Below are 16,128 nucleotides of genomic sequence, written 5' to 3'. Positions count from 1 at the left end.
GCACTCGGGGCGGTCGAGTGCAAGCAACGCGGTCGGTCAGGCGGTCAGCCAGACGATCAACACAACCAGGATCACCAGCAGCGCGGTGCCGGCCAGCACGGGCACGGCCCAGCGGGCCGCGCCGCCGTCCTCACGGAAGGTGTTGTTGTTCACGGGCGTCGGCGGGCGCAGCCGAACCGGCTGGTCACCGGCCTGCGGATAGCCGCCGTACTGGGGCTGCCCCTGGGGCTGGTACGGCCGTGGCTGCTGGAGGGGCTGCTGCTGGGGCTGGCTGGGGAACGGCTGCGAGGACGGCCCGACCGGGATCTGGGCCACCTGCACCGGCACCGGCCCGCTGGCCGGCTCGGTCCGCACGGTCGGCTGCTGGGCCGGCGGCACGGTCACGCCGGGCTGGGCCACGGTCACCAGCGCCGAGCGCGCGGCGGCCACCAGCTCGCGGCAGTTGGCGTAGCGCTGCTTGGGGTCCTTGGCCATGCCCTTGCGGATCACGTCGTCGATGCCGGCCGGCAGGTTGACCAGCTTGGTCACCGACGGCGGCTGGCTGCCCAGGTGGCCCTGGATCACCTCGGACACGCTGCCCTGATAGGGCGGCCGGCCGGTCAGGCAGGCGAACAGCACGCAGGCCAGCGAGTACAGGTCGGTACGGCCGTCGACCGGCTCGCCCCGCAGGTGCTCGGGGGCCGCGTAGGTCGGCGAGCCGAGGAAGTCGCCGCCACGGGTGCGGTGGCCGGTGGCGCCGCGGCGGGTCAGGCCGAAGTCGGCCAGGTAGACGTGCTCGCCGGCGGACTCCCGGCTGGTCACCAGCATGTTGGCCGGCTTGACGTCGAGGTGCACCAGGCCGCGGCCGGCCAGCATGTCCAGCGCCTCGCCGGCCTGGCTGACCAGGATCAGCGCACGGGAGGGCGGCAGCGGGCCGTCCTTGATCAGACTGGCCAGGTCGGAGCCGTCGACCAGCCGCATGGCGATGTAGAGCAGGCCGTCCAGCTCGCCGAAGTCGTAGAGCGGCACCACGTTGGAGTGGTCGATGGCCGCGGTGTTGCGGGCCTCGTCGACGAAGCGCTCCCGGAACTCGGGGTCCTCGGTGAGGTGTTCGGAGATGACCTTCAGCGCGACCTTGCGACCGAGCCGGTTGTCCGTGGCCCGGTACATGACGCTCATGCCGCCGCGGCCAAGGACCGCGTCGATGCGGTAGTGGCCAAGGCGCTTACCGGTCAAGTCGTCCGACACGAGGTCAGCCTAACGTCCGCGAGTTTCGCCTCGCGGCCGGTTGGTGGGAAAACGGCGGCGGCCGCGCGGGCCGCCGCCGTTCAGCGATGCTGCTTCTCTTGTGATCAGACCTTGCGGACGTCCGCGGCCTGGCTGCGGCCGTCACGGCCGGCCTGGACCTCGAACTCAACCCGGTCGCCCTCAGCCAGTGCCCTGAATCCGTCCATCTGAATCGCCGAGTAGTGGACGAACACGTCCTGACCACTGTCCTGAGCGATGAAGCCGTAGCCCTTTTCCGAGTTGAACCACTTGACCGTGCCGACTGCCACGGCGTCCTCCTTGAGATGTGGCGCACGGCGCTGGGGGCGCCGAATGGATCTCACGTCAACGTTAGCGGCGACGGGGCGTCACGCCATCTGCTTGTTGGGTGCTCTTCATGCGCCAGGATCGTTGCCGCACAGCAATTTCCGATGACTCGAACGGCGGTACCGCCGGCACCGGCCGCTATGCGGGAGGATGGGGGTCGTGACCACTTCACCGAGCCGGCTGGCGAGCGTCGACGAACACCTTTCGACGGTGTTGGGGCTGGTCGGCAATACGCCGGTAGAACGCATTCCGGTGGCGGACTGTCTCGGGTTGGCGATCGCGGAAGACCTTCGTTCGCCGATCGCGCTGCCCCCGTTCGACAATTCGGCGATGGACGGTTACGCCGTTCGGGCGCGAGACATCAGGGACGCCCCGGTCGAACTCCCGGTAACCGATGACATCCCGGCCGGAAAGACCGAACTGTCGGAACTCGCGCCGGGCACGACGCAGCGGATCATGACCGGCGCGCCGGTGCCGCCGGGGGCGGACGCGGTCGTCCAGGTCGAGCTGACCGACGGCGGCGTGGACCGGGTGCTGATCAACGGCGAGGTCGAGCCGGGCATGCACATCCGGCGGGCCGGCGAGGACGTCCAGGTCGGCGACATCGTGCTGCACGCGGGCGCGGAACTCGGACCGGCGCAGCTGGGTCTGGCCGCCGCGGTCGGCGCGGGCGAGCTGCCCGTACGGCGGCGGCCCCGGGTTCTGGTGCTGTCGACCGGATCCGAGCTCGTCGCGGCCGGGAATCCGTTGCTGCCCGGGCAGATCTACGAGTCCAACGGCGTGATGCTGGCCGCGGCCATTCGTGCGACCGGTGCGCTGGCCGAGGTGCTGAGCTTCGTGCCGGACGACGTCGATGCCTTCCACGCGGCCCTGGCCGACCGCCTGGACTCGGCCGACCTGATCGTCACGTCCGGTGGCGTCAGCGCCGGCGCCTATGAAGTGGTCAAGGACGCGTTCACCGGCAACGGCGTGGAGTTCCGCAAGGTGGCCATGCAGCCCGGCATGCCACAGGGCGCCGGCAACTACCGGGGCGTGCCGGTGGTGACGCTGCCCGGCAACCCGGTCAGCGCCCAGGTGTCGTTCGAGGTGTTCCTACGGCCGGCGCTGCGCTCGGCCATGGGGCACGCGGTGATCCAGCGGCCGACCCGGTCGGCCGTGATCACCCAGGCGCTGCACTCGCCGCCCGGCCGCCGGCAGTTCCGCCGCGGCCGGCTCGACCACGCCGCCGGCACGGTCGACCTGGTCGGCGGCCCGGGCTCGCACCTGCTCAGCGCCCTGGCCGTGGCCAACTGCCTGGTCGTGGTGCCGGAGGGGGTCGGCGAGGTGGCGGCCGGCGATTCGGTCACGGTTGTCGGTCTTGATGCGTAGAGTCGTGTCGTGGGCATCATCGGGTGGATCGTGCTGGGCGCGATCGTGGGCTGGGCGGCCAACCTGGTCGTCGGCGGCCGCGACCGCCGGCCGCAGGGTTGCATCGTCAGCGTTCTGGTCGGCATCGCCGGCGCGTTCCTCGGCGGCTGGCTGTACCAGCTGGCCACCGGGCACCCCAACGACTTCGGCTGGAACTTCACCAGCTTCGGCATCGCCCTGGTCGGGGCGGTGATCCTGCTGGCCGTGCTGAGCCTGTTCCGCGGCGCCGGGCGGGGCGGCCGCCAGTAGCGAAAGCAGGGGCTCGCCGCCCTTGCCCTATCGTGTCCCGCGATGAACGCCAACTCGCCCGAACCAGCCGGGTTCTCCGTCAGCCACTTCCTGGACCTGGCCCGCAAGACCGTGCCGCCGATGCACCCGGGCGGCCGGCCGATCGTGGCCGGCTTCGCCGTGGGCGCGCTCGTGCTGCGGCTGCTCAACCGCCGCCTGGGCTTCCTCGGCTTCGTGGCCACGGCCTGGGCCGCCTGGTTCTTCCGCGAGCCGGCCCGCGTCACGCCGACCCGTCCGAACGTCGCGGTGGCCGCGGCCGACGGCACGGTGGCCGACGTCGTCGAGGCCGAGCCGCCGGCCGAGCTGGGCCTTCCGTTCGGGCGGATGCTGCGGATCAGCACCTTCCTCAACATCTTCGACGTGCACGTGCAGCGGCTGCCGGCCTCCGGCGAGATCACCGCCGCGCACTACCGGCCGGGCAAGTTCCTCTCGGCCGACCTGGACAAGGCGTCCGAGGACAACGAGCGCAACTCGCTGGCCATCCGCACCGAGGACGGCAAGGACCTGGTCGTGGTGCAGATCGCCGGCCTGGTCGCGCGGCGCATCGTGTGCGAGGTCAAGACCGGCGACCAGGCGGTGGCCGGCCGCACCTACGGCCTGATCCGGTTCGGCTCCCGGGTCGACCTGTACGTGCCGCTGGGCAGCAAGGTGCTGGTCGAGCCGGGTCAGCGCACGATCGGCGGCGAGACCGTGCTCGCCGAACTCGGGGCTGACCCAATGCCTTCGGGTCCCGGTGTGCGGCTGCTGCCCAACGCCATCACGGTGCTGGCCATGTGCGCCGGCCTGTCCGGCGTGCAGTTCGCCCTCACCAACAACTACGCGGTGGCGATCGGCGCGATCGGCGCGGCCGCGATCCTGGACAGCCTTGACGGGCGGATCGCCCGGCTGCTGGACGCCACCAGCAAGATGGGCGCCGAGCTGGACTCGCTGGCCGACGCCATCTCCTTCGGTGTGTCGCCGGCGCTGATGCTCTACATCTGGGCCCACGGCTCGGACAACGGGCTATGGATCGTCTCGCTGATCTTCGCGGCGTGCATGGTGCTGCGCCTGGCGCGGTTCAACACGCTGCTCGAGGACACCGAGAAGCCACCGTTCACCAAGGAGTTCTTCGTCGGCGTGCCGGCCCCGCCGGGCGCGCTGCTGGCGCTGCTGCCGATCGTGCTGTGGCTGGCCGCCGGCAACGGCTTCTGGACCTCGCCGATCACGGTGGCCATCTGGACGGTGATCGTGGCGGCGCTGATGATCAGCCGGGTCCCGACGCTGTCGCTGAAGACGATCAAGGTGCCGCCGCGCATCGTGGCCCCGCTGCTGGTCGGCGTGGTGCTGGTGGCCGCGACGGTGCTGCTGTACCCGCTGTGGGCGCTGGTCGCCGCGATGCTGATCTACCTGGCCCACATCCCGTACTCGGTGTACCGCTACTACTGGCTGGCCCGGCACCCCGAGGCCTGGTCGGTGCCGTCCCGGGAGCGGCGGGCCATCCGCCGTGCCGGCAGCGCCGCGCGGAGGTTCGGGCTGCGGCCGCCGCTGCGCCGCCGGGTGGCCGGTGCGGCCAGCCGGATCAGCCAGGTGCGGCTGCCGCGACGCAGCGAGTCGAGCACCAACGGCACCAACGGCGACGGCCGTCGCCGGGGCTGGCGACAGCTGGGGCTGCGCCGCCAGGAACGCCGCTGAGTCACGCCGGGCGTGGCTAAGCTGGCCGCGTGATCTCGCTGACCGCCCGGCTGTCCCCGTCCGCGTTGGACACCCGGCGAGGTGTCGTCCGCCTGCATCCCGAGGTGCTCGACGCGCTCGGCCTGCGGCAGTGGGACGCGGTCAAGCTGACCGGGTCCCGGGTCAGCGCGGCGCTGGCCGCGGCCAACGACGGCGAGAGCCCGCACGGCATCGTCTACGTGGACGACGTGACGCTGTCCAACCTGGGCATCGTCGAGGGCTCGGAGATCGTGGTGGCTCCGGTCGAGGTGTCGGCGGCGCGGTCCATCGTGGTCACCGGTTCGCGGCTGGCCTCAGCCTCGGTGCACCCGGACACGCTGCGGCTGGCCCTGACCGGCAAGGTCCTGACCACCGGCGACGCCGTGTCGCTGCTGCCCCAGGACCTGGCCCCGCCGCCCGGCGCCGACGTGTCGCAGGCGCGGCGGCAGCTGTCGCTGGCCATCGGCACCACGTGGACCAACGAGCTGATCACCGTGACCGCGACGCAGCCGGTCGGGCCGGTGACGATCGGCCCGAGCAGCGTGCTGACCTGGCGGGGCACGGAAATCGTGGTCGAGGAGCCGGAGCCGGAACCGGTCGTCGTGCCGGTTGAGGTGCCCCAGGTGCCCCAGGTGCCGCCGGTGCCCGTCGCCGACCTGGTCGGCCAGCAGGACCAGGCCAAGCTGCTCACGGAGTGGCTCAACCTGACCTTCCACCGGCCGGAGCTGTTGGCCCAGCTCGGCGCGTCGGCCCAGCTCGGGGTCCTGATCAGCGGTCCGGAGGGCGTCGGCAAGGCCACGCTCGTACGGGCTGTGGCGCAGAGCGTTGGTGCATCGGTCGTCGAGCTGTCGGCCCCGAGCATCGCCGCCCTGGAAGCCAACGCCGCGGCCAAGCAGCTGTTGGCGGCGATCGGTAAGACCGCCGAGCATTCGGTGCTGTTGATCTCCGACATCGACGCGCTGCTGCCGACCACTCCCCGCCGGTCGCGACGATCGTGCTCGACACGCTGCGGGCCGCCATCCGGACCGAGGGCTTGGCCCTCGTCGTCACCAGCGCGCATCCCGAGGCCGTCGATCCGCGCCTGCGGGCCCCGGAGTTGGTCGACCGGACGCTGTCGCTTCCCTTGCCAGACGCCAAGGTTCGCGTGGAATTGCTGCGGGTTCTGCTGCGCGAGGTACCCGTCGAGTCCGATGTGGACCTCGGCGAGGTTGCCGACCGCACGCCCGGATTCGTCGCCGCCGACCTGGCCGCGCTGCGCCGGGAAGCCGCGCTGCGGGCAGCCATGCGGCATTCCGACGGCGTGCTCCAGGTCAGCCAGCAGGACCTGCTCGGCGCGCTGGAGACGGTACGCCCGATCTCGATGTCCACTTCGGACACTTTGCAGACCGGCGGCCTCACGCTCGACGACGTCGGCGACATGAGCGAGGTCAAGCAGGCGCTGACCGAGGCCGTGCTGTGGCCGTTGCAATATCCGGATTCCTTTGCCCGCCTTGGGGTTGCACCGCCGCGCGGGGTGCTGATGTACGGGCCGCCCGGCTGCGGCAAGACGTTCCTGGTACGGGCGCTGGCCGGCAGCGGGCGGCTGAACGTGTTGTCGGTCAAGGGCGCCGAGCTGATGGACAAGTTCGTCGGCGAGTCCGAGCGGGCCGTACGCGAGCTGTTCCGGCGGGCCGCCGAGGCCGCGCCCACCCTGGTCTTCCTGGACGAGGTCGACGCGCTGGCCCCACGCCGCGGCCAGTCCTCCGACTCCGGCGTGGCCGACCGGGTGGTGGCCGCGCTGCTGACCGAGCTGGACGGCGTCGAGCCGCTGCGGGACGTCATCGTGGTCGGCGCGACCAACCGGCCCGAGCTGCTCGACCCGGCGCTGCTGCGGCCCGGCCGGCTGGAGCGCGTGATCTACGTGCCGCCGCCGGACGGCGAGGCCCGGGCCGAGATTCTGCGCTCGGCCTCGAAGAACATGCCCCTGGCCTCCGACGTCGACCTGGCCGCGCTGGCCGCCGAGCTCGACGGCTACTCCGCCGCCGACTGCGCCGGCCTGGTCCGGGAGGCGGCCCTGACCGCCATGCGGGAGTCGCTGTCGGCCGCCGAGGTCACCGCCGCCCACCTGGCCAAGGCCCGCACCGCCGTACGCCCCTCCCTCGACCCCGCCCAGCTGGCCCAGCTAGCCGCCTACGCCGACTCCCGCAAGCTTTGATGTCAGGAAGGGCCCCTTACTGACGTTGAACGTCAGTAAGGGGCCCTTCCTGACGTTCAACGCGAGGATCGGTCCCTTGATCTTGGGGGTCAGCCCTTTTTGGGTGGGCTGTAGTCGTTGGTGACGATGACGATGACGCCGGGGTCGGCCTGCTGGATGCCGTCGAAGCGGGGCATGGACCGCATGTGGAAGGCCGCCGCCAGGGCGTTGGCCTCGGCCTCCTCGGCGGTGCCCGGCCGGAAGTACACGGTGGACGTGCCGATGATGCCCTGCGAGTAGTTGCCGACCGTGGGAACGGTGTAGCCGGCGCTGCGGAAGTCGTTGGCGGCCTGCTCGGCCAGGTGCGGGATGGTGCCGTTGTTGTACACACGCACCGGCTCGGACTGCGGGTTGCCGCCACCGCCGGCCGGCGGCTGGGTCGCCGAAGTGGTGGTCGTGGTGGCAGCCGGCTTGGACGTGGTCGTCGTCGGGGCCGGCGTGGTGGTGGTCGGCTTGGCCGGGCCGGACGTGGTCGTGGTGGCCGGGGGCGGCGTGGTGCTGGTGCCGCCGGCGTTGTTGCCGCCACCGGAGGAGGGGAGCAGGCTGATGACGCCCATCACGAGCGCGATGGCCGCGACGGCCAGCAGGACGATGCCGGCGATGCGGGCGGGGCGGGCAGGGCCGCCGGTGGGCTCCGGCGTGCTCATCGGGGCTCGAACCCCAGTCGGCGGGCCGCGCGGGCGCGCTGCCTACCGGCGCGCAGCCGGCGTAGCCGCTTGATCAGCATCGGGTCGGCGGCCATGGCTTCCTGCTTCTCGATCAGACCGTTGAGCACCTGGTAGTAACGGGTCGAGGACATGTCGAACAGCTCGCGGATGGCCTGCTCCTTGGCCCCGGCGTACTTCCACCATTGACGTTCGAACGCCAGGATGGCGTGCTCTCGTCGGGTCAGGCCCTCGGCAGGCTCGTCCACCTGCGTGATGGCCTTCACGGCGTCCATCTGGCTCCTCGCCCCTCACGGTCGCGGATCCCTGCGGTCGCAGGAATCACAGCCGTGTGATTCCCAGGCGACCATTCAATCACGTGATCTTGATTCGGGCCGTCGGCGTACCCCGGCGCGTCCCGAAGGAGCGAAGCCTACCGACCACCCCTGACAATGATCTTGCGCTGCCGGCCCCTAGGGTCGGCACATGGCGATTCACCCGATCCGTGTGGTTGGCGACCCGGTGCTGAGCACCCCGACACGGCCGGTCACGGACTTCGACGACGGGCTGCGCACCCTGGTCGCGGACATGTACGAGACGATGGCCGCGGCCAACGGCGTCGGTCTCGCGGCCAACCAGATCGGCGTCGACCGGCGGGTGTTCGTCTACGACTGCCCGGACGACGAGGGCAACCGGCACAAGGGTGTCGTGGTCAACCCGACGCTGGAGACCTCGGCCCGCCCGGAGGGCATGCCCGATCCGGACGACGACTTCGAGGGCTGCCTGTCGGTGCCGGGCGAGACGTACCCGACCGGCCGGGCCGACTGGGCCAAGGTCACCGGCTTCGACGACAACGGCGAGCCGGTCGAGGTCGAGGGCACCGGCTTCTTCGCCCGCTGCCTTCAGCACGAGACCGACCACCTCGACGGCCTGCTCTACCTGGACCGGCTGGTCGGCCGGAACGCCCGTGCGGCCAAGAAGATGCTCAAGCGCAACGGCTGGGGCGTGCCCGGCCTGTCCTGGGACCCGGCGGTCGAGCCCGACCCGTTCGCCGACGAGGACGACGAGGACTGAGTTCTCACGTATGTGAACAACCGGGCCGGTCTGCGTGCCCGTTCGGTCGACCATTGATCCACGGCGCGTGACCGGACGTCTCCCTCTCGTAGGGCGCCACATCTGGGAGGCACAGTCATGGGCAGGGTCGTCGTCACGGCCACCACCTCGCACCGGCGCGCCATGCGCACCATCGTCGACGCGCTGGTGCAGCGCGGCCACGAGGTCGAGCTGATCACCGGGCTCGAGCCGCCGACCGGCCGCGCCCTGGTCGACCAGCACCGGCGGCTGTGCCGGCTGCTGGCCGAATCGGGCGAGCCGACGGTGGTGGTCGGGGACGTGGCGTTCCAGGGGACGCTGCCGCTGAGCTACGGCGCGCCCGGCCCGAAGCCGTCGGCGCTGATCCTGGTCGGCACCGAGCCGTTCTCGCTGAGCAGCATCGACACCGCGCCGGCCGGCCTCGGCCTGCCGCCGGACCGCACGGCCGCCGGACGGGAGCGCAACCGCCGCGCCTACGAGTACGTGCGGGATGCGCTCGGCGGCGTGCAGGAGGAGTTCGTCGAGGCCATGCGGTCGGTCGGTGTCACGCACGATCCGCTGCCGTTCGTGCTGGACGCGCCGATTCTCGCGGCCGACCGGTTTCTCCAGCTGTCCGTGGAGGAACTGAGCTACCGGCGCAGCGACACGCCCTCGCACGTGCGTTTCGTCGGTGCGCTGCCGTCGACCCGGATCGACGGCGACGTGGTGATCAGCGACGGCACCTTCGACACCGTGCAGCGGGCTTTGCGGCAGGCCAAGCCGCTGGTGCTGACCGGCCGGTCGGCCGACCAGCTGGAGAGCAACACCCGGGCCGCCGCCACCGGCGCGGCGCTGTACCTGGCCACGGACAAGCCGTCCGAGGACGACATCAAGCAGGCCGTGCGGATCGTGCTGTCCGACCCGACCTATCGGGGCAACGCCGAGCGGCTGGCCGCCGAGTACGCGCGGCTCGACGCCCTGGCCAGCATCACCGACGCCGTGGAGTCGTACCTACGGCACTAGCAGCAGTTTTCCCGTGGTGGCACGGGATTCCAGGTCGGCGTGGGCCTTGGCGGCGTCCCTGAGCGCGTAGCGGCCGCCGATGTGCACGCTGACCTGCCCGTTGCGGACCAGGTCGAACACCTCGTTGCTGCGCCGGATCAGCGCCTCCCGCGTCGGCACGTGGTCGGCCACCGCGGCGTACGACAGCAGGATGCTGTTGGGCAGGTCCATCGGCGTCAGCGTCGGCACGCCCATGAACGGCCCGTAGTAGACGTGCACGCCGTGGCGGCGCAGCGACAGCTGCGAGGAGCGGAACGTCGGCGCGCCACCGCCGTCGTAGACCACGTGCGCCCCTTCGCCTCCGGTCAGCTCACGGATCCGGTCCTCGAAGCCGCCACCGCTGGACACCAACACGTGGTCCGTACGGGCCGCGGAGATCTTTTCCGGCCGGGACACCAGGCCGATCGAGGTACCGCCACGGGCCCTGATCATCTGGGTCAGCATCGATCCGACACCGCCGGCCGCCGCGTGCACGACCGCCGTGTCGCCCGGCTTGATCGCGTACGTCTCGGTGGTGAAGTGGTTGGCGGTCAGCCCCTGCATCATCACCGCCGCCGCGGTCTCGTCCTCGATGTCGTCGGGCAGCTTGACCAGCGACGATGCCGGCGCGAGGACCAGCTCCGCGTAGCTGCCCGGCACGTAGAACCAGGCCACCCGGTCACCGACGGCCAGCTCGACACCGTCGCCGACGGCCACCACCCGGCCCGCGCCCTCCACGCCCAACGTGACCGGCGCGCCCCAGCCGCCCATGCCGGTTTCCCGGGCGCCGATGTCCATGTAGTTCACGCCGATCGCCGTCGGCCGCACCACCGTTTGCCCTGGTCCGGGCGTCGGATCCGGGAGCTCGGTCCAGGCCATGACCTCCGGGCCGCCGTGCCGTTCGATGTGGATTGTTCGCATGTCATCGAACTTAGGAAGACAAAAATGGACCCGCAAGTACAGAACTCAGGCCTCGCGCCGCCACGGCACGCTGGGCAGCCCGGCCAGGTCGGTCAGCGAGCGGGCCCGCACCAGCTCGTCGTAGCGCTCGGCCAGCACGTGGGCCCGGATCCGCTGCGCCTGCGAGGTCGTCGGCAGCTCACCGAGCAGCAGGAACGGCATGGTCAGCCGCCAGCCCTGGACGATCGTCTCCCGCTGGCGGTGCGGGGCCCGCAGCACCATCCGGGCCACCCGCATGGCGTGCTCGTTGCCGGTCATCCGCTCCGGGTAGCCCATGTGGTCCCAGGCCCAACGGTTCTCGTCGGCCACCCGGCAGCGCATACAAGGCAGGTCGCCGGTGCCCAGCTCGGCCCCGCAGGTCTGGCAGCGCAGCAGCGTCATGGCCACGTCGGTGCAGGTCCACGGCAGCTTGCCGACGTCCTCCAGCAGCACCAGCTCGGCCAGCTCCAGCTCCGGGATGCCGGACACCTCGACCAGCGGCCGCCAGTCCAGGGTCCAGAACTGGTCGACCAGCTCCGCGCACACCAGGCACGTCGGATAGCCGCGGCCGGCCAGTTCGCCGCAGGCCGGGCAGTCGATGACCGCCGTCGGTCGGACCGCCCGTCGAGCGCCGGGTGGAAACGGTTGATCGTCTGCCACCGGCACAAGGTACGCGACCGAGGCTGGCAGGAACCGCCGGCATTCGCTAGCGTCGGGGAGCCGACAACTGAACACCGCGGGAGCTCGCACCACAGCGGGCTGAGAGGGCGGCTGGGTCATCTCCAGATCCGGCGCCGCCGACCGCCTGAACCTGACTGGGTAATGCCAGCGTAGGGAGGAATCGCCATGACGTCTCTTGACGACCGGGTCCGGCCCACCGTGACCACGGGTCCGATCCAGGGTTCACACAAGGTCTACGTCGACGGTCCGGACGGTGTCCGGATCCCGATGCGTAGGGTCGAACTCACCAATGGCGAACACCTTGACCTGTACGACACCTCCGGCCCCTACACCGACGACACGGCGGTGGTCGACGTCCAAAGTGGACTGTCGAAGTTGCGCGAATCCTGGGTGGCCGAACGGCAGCCCGTCAACGGCGCGGTGACGCAGCTGGCCTACGCCAAGGCCGGCATCATCACCAAGGAGATGGCCTTCTGCGCGGCCCGCGAGGGGGTCGACCCCGAGTTCGTGCGCAGCGAGGTGGCCATCGGCCGGGCGGTGATTCCGGTCAACCGCAAGCATCCCGAGTCCGAGCCGGCCATCATCGGCAAGAAGTTCCTCGTCAAGATCAACGCCAATATGGGCAACTCGGCCGTCTCCTCGTCCATCGAGGAGGAGGTGGACAAGATGGTGTGGGCCGCCCGCTGGGGCGCCGACACCATCATGGATCTGTCCACCGGCAAGCGGATCCACGAGACGCGGGAGTGGATCCTGCGCAACTCGCCGGTCCCGATCGGCACCGTGCCGATGTACCAGGCGCTGGAGAAGGTCGGCGGTGACCCGACCAAGCTGAACTGGGAGATCTACCGGGACACCGTGATCGAGCAGTGCGAGCAGGGCGTCGACTACATGACCGTGCACGCCGGCGTGCTGCTGCGCTACGTGCCGCTGACGGCCAAGCGCGTCACCGGCATCGTGTCCCGCGGCGGCTCGATCATGGCCGCCTGGTGCCTGGCGCACCACACGGAATCCTTCCTGTACACGCATTTCGAGGAACTCTGCGACATCCTGCGGGAGTACGACGTCACCTTCTCGCTCGGCGACGGGCTGCGGCCCGGGTCCATCGCCGACGCCAACGACGCCGCCCAGTTCGCCGAGCTGCGCACCCTCGGCGAGCTCACGCACATCGCGCGGGCCAAGGACGTGCAGGTCATGATCGAGGGCCCCGGCCACGTGCCGATGCACAAGATCGTGGAGAACGTGCGGCTGGAGGAAGAGCTGTGCGGCGAGGCGCCGTTCTACACGCTCGGCCCGCTGGCCACCGACATCGCGCCGGCCTACGACCACATCACCTCGGCCATCGGCGCCGCGCAGATCGCCTGGGCCGGGACCGCGATGCTCTGCTACGTCACGCCCAAGGAGCACCTCGGCCTGCCCAACCGGGACGACGTCAAGGTCGGCGTGATCACGTACAAGATCGCCGCCCACTCGGCCGACCTGGCCAAGGGACACCCCAAGGCGCAGGAGCGGGACGACGCGCTGTCCAAGGCCCGCTTCGAGTTCCGCTGGACCGACCAGTTCAACCTGTCGCTCGACCCCGACACCGCGCGGTCCTTCCACGACGAGACGCTGCCGGCCGAGCCGGCCAAGACCGCGCACTTCTGCTCCATGTGCGGGCCGAAGTTCTGCTCGATGCGCATCACCCAGGACGTCCGCAAGTACGCTGAGGAGCACAACCTGTCCTCAGTGGACGCCATCGAGGCCGGCATGGCCGAGATGTCCGCGGAGTTCCAGGCGCACGGCAAGCAGGTGTACCTACCTGTAGTGGAGGGGTAAATGGGGGCTACTCCCCTCGGGCATTGACCATCGCCGGCACGGATTCCGGCGGTGGCGCGGGCGTGCATGCCGACTGCCGGACGTTCTTCGCCTGCGGCGTGCACGCCACCACCGCGGTCACCGCGGTCACCGTGCAGAACTCGGTCGGGGTCTCGGGTTTCCACGAGATCCCGCCCGAGGTGGTGGCCGCGCAGATCGAGGCGGTGGTGACCGACATCGGCGTGACGGCGGCGAAAACCGGCATGCTGGCGTCGGCGCCGATCATCGAGGCCATCGCGGCGACGATCGACAAGGTCGGCATCGGCCGGGACCACAAGATCCCGTTCGTCGTCGACCCGGTGTCCGCGTCCATGCACGGCGACCAGCTGCTGGCCGACAACGCGTTGGCCGGCTTGAAGAGTCTGCTGTTCCGGCGGGCGTCGCTGGTCACGCCCAACCTGGACGAGGTGCGGCTGCTGACCGGCATCGACGTCCGGCGCCGGGACCAGATGCTCGACGCGGCCAAGGCCATGTTCGACTTCGGACCGCAGTGGGTGCTGATCAAGGCCGGGCACCTGCGTGAAGACCCGGAGTGCGTGGACATCCTGTACGACGGCGTGGCGGTGATCGAGCTGCCGGGGCCGCGTTTCGACGTCCAGCACACGCACGGCAGCGGCGACACGCTGGCCTCGTCGATCACCTCGGCGCTGGCCAAGGGCGCGACCATGCCGGCGGCGGTCGAGTTCGGCAAGCGCTTCATCGTGCAGGCGGTGCGCAACGCCTACCCCCTCGGCCACGGCACCGGCCCCGTCTCCAACTTCTGGCGCCTCTCCGAGGCGCAGTTCTGAGTGTTGGAAGGGGGCCTTCCTACACTCCGAGTGCAGGAAGGCCCCCTTCCAAGCGTCAAAGGCTGCCGTTAGCCGACGGGCTGGGGCGCGGTCTGCTGGGCGGCGTCGTAGGCGGCGCGGGAGCGTTTGATCTCGTTGAAGTTGGCGGCGGTCCAGTTGTTCAGGGCGATGAGGTAGCCGCTGATGCTCTCGCCCAGCGGGGTCAGCGCGTACTCGACGCTCGGCGGCGTCGTCGGGTAGACCTTGCGGCTGATCAGGCCGTCCCGCTCCAGGCTGCGCAGGTTCTGGGTGAGCACCTTGGGCGTGATACCGGCCACCTCGCGGCGCAGCTCGCCGAACCGGTGCGGCCGCTGGGCCAGCTTGCCGATCATCAGCGCGGTCCATTTGTTGGCCACGAGGTCCAGCACGTCTCGGCACGGGCAGGCGAGAAGATACGGGTCCCAAGCGGTATCCATCAGGTACCTACTTTACAAATTAGTGCGTACTAGCGGTTGTGTACCAGCTCCCCCAGGATGACTGAGCAGTCAACCGATGGGAAGGGACAGATCGAGATGCGAGTCGTGCGCCAGACCGAGCTCGGCGGGACCGACGTGCTCAAGGTGGTCGAGGTCGAGCGACCCGAGCCGGGGCCGACGGAGATCCTCGTGCGGGTCAACGCGGCCGGCGTGAACCCGGTGGACTGGAAGACCCGGGAGCACGGCGTGTTCCTGGGCACGCCGCCGTTCGTGCTGGGCTGGGACGTGTCCGGCACGGTGGAGCAGGTCGGCTTCGGCGTCAGCTGGCTCAAGCCGGGTGACGAGGTGCTGGGCATGCCGCTGTTCCCGAAGGAGGCCGGCGGCTACGGCGAGTACGTGGTCGCCCCGTCGCGGCAGTTCGTACGCAAGCCGGCCGGGCTCAGCCACTTCGAGGCCGCGGCGCTGCCGCTGGCCGGCCTGACCGCGTGGCAGGCGCTGGTCGACGACGTCCAGGTGCAGGCCGGGCAGCGGGTCCTCGTGCATGCCGCGGCCGGCGGTGTCGGACACCTGGCCGTGCAGATCGCCAAGGCCCGCGGCGCCTACGTCTACGGCACCGGCCGCGCGGTCAAGCACGAGTTCCTGCGCGGCATCGGCGTCGACGAGCCGATCGACTACACCACCACCGACTTCACGCAGGTCGCGCGGGATGTCGACGTCGTTTTCGACCTGATCGGCGGCGACAACGCGCTGCGCTCGGTGGACGTGCTCAAGCCCGGCGGCACGGTGTTCGCGGTGCCCGGCGGCGTCAGCGAGGAGCTGGCGGCCAAGGCCGCGCAGCACGGCGTGCGCGCCACCGGCATCCTCGTCGAGCCCGACCAGCGTGGGCTCGAAGGCCTGGTCGACCTGATCACCGCGGGCAAGCTGACCGTCCGCGTCGACCAGGTGCTGCCGCTGGCCGAGGCCGGCAAGGCGCACGAGCTCGGCGCGGCCAACCAGCTCACCGGCAAGCTGGTGCTAGACGTCCTCGGCCACTAGCGCCTCCAGCGCCGGCACGGCGGCGGCCAGCGCGGTCCGCTGCTCCTCGGTCAGCCGCTCCAGGCGGTTGTGCAGCTCGTGCAGCCGCTCGGAGCGGACCCCGGCGATGATCTGCTCGCCGGCCGCCGTCGCCCGCACCAGCGAGGCCCGGCCGTCCTGCGGGTCGGCCTCCCGCATCACGTAGCCGGACTCGACCAGCGCGGCGATGATCCGCGACAGCGTCGGCGGGGCCACCCCCTCGCGGGCGGCCAGGTCGCCCAGCCGCATCGGACCCTTGTAGGCCAGCGTGGCCAGGGCCGAGATCGAGCCCTGGCCGAGGCCGGGCGACCCGCTGCGGCGCAGGATCCGGGACAGCCGGCCGACCGCCAGGTACAGCCGCGTGGTCTCGTCGACCGTAGCCGTCGTCGTCGACATCGCCACGACACTCACTC

General features: G+C 70.8%; 16 protein-coding genes, 2 pseudogenes and 1 riboswitch. Of the genes and pseudogenes, 10 read left to right on the top strand and 8 right to left on the bottom strand.

Features of this window, described 5'->3' with window-relative positions:
- Positions 1-36 precede the first annotated feature (36 nt).
- Positions 37-1,227 carry a serine/threonine-protein kinase gene (locus M3Q35_RS36555; RefSeq protein WP_273937107.1) on the bottom strand — a complete coding sequence of 397 codons (1,191 nt, stop codon included), beginning with the start codon at positions 1,225-1,227 and terminating at the stop codon, positions 37-39.
- Positions 1,228-1,331: 104 nt separating this feature from the next.
- On the bottom strand, positions 1,332-1,535 hold the full coding sequence (locus M3Q35_RS36550; protein WP_025354171.1) for a cold-shock protein: 204 nt from the start codon (positions 1,533-1,535) through the stop codon (positions 1,332-1,334).
- A 217-nt stretch (positions 1,536-1,752) separates the two neighbouring features.
- Between M3Q35_RS36550 and moeA the strand changes: the two genes are divergently transcribed.
- The 5 genes and pseudogenes from moeA to M3Q35_RS36525 all read left to right on the top strand — a co-directional run bounded on the left by moeA (position 1,753) and on the right by M3Q35_RS36525 (position 7,150).
- A complete protein-coding gene (moeA, locus tag M3Q35_RS36545) occupies positions 1,753-2,940 on the top strand; it encodes a molybdopterin molybdotransferase MoeA (protein ID WP_273944614.1) in 1,188 nt (395 codons plus the stop codon).
- A 9-nt stretch (positions 2,941-2,949) separates the two neighbouring features.
- Positions 2,950-3,228 (top strand): GlsB/YeaQ/YmgE family stress response membrane protein, encoded by a 279-nt coding sequence (locus M3Q35_RS36540; RefSeq protein ID WP_273937105.1) that lies wholly within the window; start codon positions 2,950-2,952, stop codon positions 3,226-3,228.
- A 42-nt stretch (positions 3,229-3,270) separates the two neighbouring features.
- Positions 3,271-3,984, top strand: a pseudogene (locus M3Q35_RS36535) (phosphatidylserine decarboxylase); the annotation flags it as partial.
- Positions 3,985-4,938: a CDP-diacylglycerol--serine O-phosphatidyltransferase gene (gene pssA / locus M3Q35_RS36530; RefSeq protein ID WP_273944613.1), complete on the top strand. Its 954-nt coding sequence runs from the start codon at positions 3,985-3,987 to the stop codon at positions 4,936-4,938.
- 29 nt (positions 4,939-4,967) lie between these two features.
- A pseudogene (locus M3Q35_RS36525) lies at positions 4,968-7,150 on the top strand (AAA family ATPase).
- 89 nt (positions 7,151-7,239) lie between these two features.
- On the opposite strand, the gene M3Q35_RS36520 reads toward M3Q35_RS36525, so the two are convergent.
- Positions 7,240-7,836 (bottom strand): LytR C-terminal domain-containing protein, encoded by a 597-nt coding sequence (locus M3Q35_RS36520; RefSeq protein WP_273937104.1) that lies wholly within the window; start codon positions 7,834-7,836, stop codon positions 7,240-7,242.
- Positions 7,833-8,129, bottom strand: coding sequence for a DUF3263 domain-containing protein (locus M3Q35_RS36515; RefSeq protein ID WP_273937103.1), 297 nt, complete (start codon positions 8,127-8,129; stop codon positions 7,833-7,835). The genes M3Q35_RS36520 and M3Q35_RS36515 overlap by 4 nt, the downstream gene beginning before the upstream one ends.
- A 190-nt stretch (positions 8,130-8,319) precedes the next feature.
- Between M3Q35_RS36515 and M3Q35_RS36510 the strand changes: the two genes are divergently transcribed.
- Together M3Q35_RS36510 and M3Q35_RS36505 are read left to right on the top strand one after the other, a co-directional pair.
- Positions 8,320-8,907 (top strand): peptide deformylase, encoded by a 588-nt coding sequence (locus M3Q35_RS36510; protein WP_273937102.1) that lies wholly within the window; start codon positions 8,320-8,322, stop codon positions 8,905-8,907.
- Positions 8,908-9,024: 117 nt separating this feature from the next.
- On the top strand, positions 9,025-9,927 hold the full coding sequence (locus M3Q35_RS36505) for a glycosyltransferase (RefSeq protein ID WP_273937101.1): 903 nt from the start codon (positions 9,025-9,027) through the stop codon (positions 9,925-9,927).
- On the opposite strand, the gene M3Q35_RS36500 is transcribed toward M3Q35_RS36505, so the two are convergent.
- On the bottom strand, positions 9,916-10,866 hold the full coding sequence (locus M3Q35_RS36500) for a quinone oxidoreductase family protein (protein WP_273937100.1): 951 nt from the start codon (positions 10,864-10,866) through the stop codon (positions 9,916-9,918). The two genes, M3Q35_RS36505 and M3Q35_RS36500, sit on opposite strands and share 12 nt — an antisense overlap.
- Before the next feature lie 45 nt (positions 10,867-10,911).
- The gene (locus M3Q35_RS36495; protein WP_273937099.1) at positions 10,912-11,544 is read right to left on the bottom strand and encodes a hypothetical protein; all 633 of its coding nucleotides are present in this window, start codon (positions 11,542-11,544) and stop codon (positions 10,912-10,914) included.
- 66 nt (positions 11,545-11,610) lie between these two features.
- A riboswitch (TPP riboswitch) is annotated at positions 11,611-11,738 on the top strand.
- Between M3Q35_RS36495 and thiC the strand changes: the two genes are divergently transcribed.
- Together thiC and thiD are read left to right on the top strand one after the other, a co-directional pair.
- Complete coding sequence (gene thiC / locus M3Q35_RS36490; RefSeq protein ID WP_273937098.1) at positions 11,731-13,380, top strand: phosphomethylpyrimidine synthase ThiC; 1,650 nt, start codon at positions 11,731-11,733, stop codon at positions 13,378-13,380. It overlaps the preceding riboswitch by 8 nt.
- 23 nt (positions 13,381-13,403) lie before the next feature.
- Positions 13,404-14,207, top strand: coding sequence for a bifunctional hydroxymethylpyrimidine kinase/phosphomethylpyrimidine kinase (gene thiD, locus M3Q35_RS36485; protein ID WP_273937097.1), 804 nt, complete (start codon positions 13,404-13,406; stop codon positions 14,205-14,207).
- A 68-nt stretch (positions 14,208-14,275) separates the two neighbouring features.
- Here the strand turns inward: thiD and M3Q35_RS36480 are convergent, their stop codons facing one another.
- Positions 14,276-14,662, bottom strand: a complete 387-nt coding sequence (locus tag M3Q35_RS36480; RefSeq protein ID WP_273937096.1) for a winged helix-turn-helix transcriptional regulator — start codon at positions 14,660-14,662, stop codon at positions 14,276-14,278.
- Between the two features lie 96 nt (positions 14,663-14,758).
- Between M3Q35_RS36480 and M3Q35_RS36475 the strand changes: the two genes are divergently transcribed.
- A complete protein-coding gene (locus M3Q35_RS36475; RefSeq protein WP_273937095.1) occupies positions 14,759-15,697 on the top strand; it encodes an NADP-dependent oxidoreductase in 939 nt (312 codons plus the stop codon).
- On the opposite strand, the gene M3Q35_RS36470 is transcribed toward M3Q35_RS36475, so the two are convergent.
- Positions 15,677-16,111, bottom strand: a complete 435-nt coding sequence (locus tag M3Q35_RS36470; protein ID WP_273944612.1) for a MarR family winged helix-turn-helix transcriptional regulator — start codon at positions 16,109-16,111, stop codon at positions 15,677-15,679. The two genes, M3Q35_RS36475 and M3Q35_RS36470, sit on opposite strands and share 21 nt — an antisense overlap.
- Positions 16,112-16,128 lie beyond the last annotated feature (17 nt).

Source organism: Kutzneria chonburiensis (assembly GCF_028622115.1).
In the GTDB taxonomy this organism is placed as follows: Bacteria; Actinomycetota; Actinomycetes; order Mycobacteriales; family Pseudonocardiaceae; genus Kutzneria; species Kutzneria chonburiensis.
The sequence above is the reverse complement of the archived record's forward strand: the minus strand, read 5'-3'. Positions and strand labels throughout refer to the sequence as shown.

Excerpts from the sequence above, each read along its gene's own strand:
- pssA (WP_273944613.1), top strand. The coding sequence starts at position 3,985 with ATGCCTTCGGGTCCCGGTGTGCGGCTGCTGCCCAACGCCATCACGGTG.
- M3Q35_RS36520 (WP_273937104.1), bottom strand. The coding sequence starts at position 7,836 with ATGAGCACGCCGGAGCCCACCGGCGGCCCTGCCCGCCCCGCCCGCATC.
- M3Q35_RS36515 (WP_273937103.1), bottom strand. The coding sequence starts at position 8,129 with ATGGACGCCGTGAAGGCCATCACGCAGGTGGACGAGCCTGCCGAGGGC.
- M3Q35_RS36510 (WP_273937102.1), top strand. The coding sequence starts at position 8,320 with ATGGCGATTCACCCGATCCGTGTGGTTGGCGACCCGGTGCTGAGCACC.
- M3Q35_RS36505 (WP_273937101.1), top strand. The coding sequence starts at position 9,025 with ATGGGCAGGGTCGTCGTCACGGCCACCACCTCGCACCGGCGCGCCATG.
- M3Q35_RS36500 (WP_273937100.1), bottom strand. The coding sequence starts at position 10,866 with ATGCGAACAATCCACATCGAACGGCACGGCGGCCCGGAGGTCATGGCC.
- thiC (WP_273937098.1), top strand. The coding sequence starts at position 11,731 with ATGACGTCTCTTGACGACCGGGTCCGGCCCACCGTGACCACGGGTCCG.
- M3Q35_RS36480 (WP_273937096.1), bottom strand. The coding sequence starts at position 14,662 with ATGGATACCGCTTGGGACCCGTATCTTCTCGCCTGCCCGTGCCGAGAC.
- M3Q35_RS36475 (WP_273937095.1), top strand. The coding sequence starts at position 14,759 with ATGCGAGTCGTGCGCCAGACCGAGCTCGGCGGGACCGACGTGCTCAAG.
- M3Q35_RS36470 (WP_273944612.1), bottom strand. The coding sequence starts at position 16,111 with ATGTCGACGACGACGGCTACGGTCGACGAGACCACGCGGCTGTACCTG.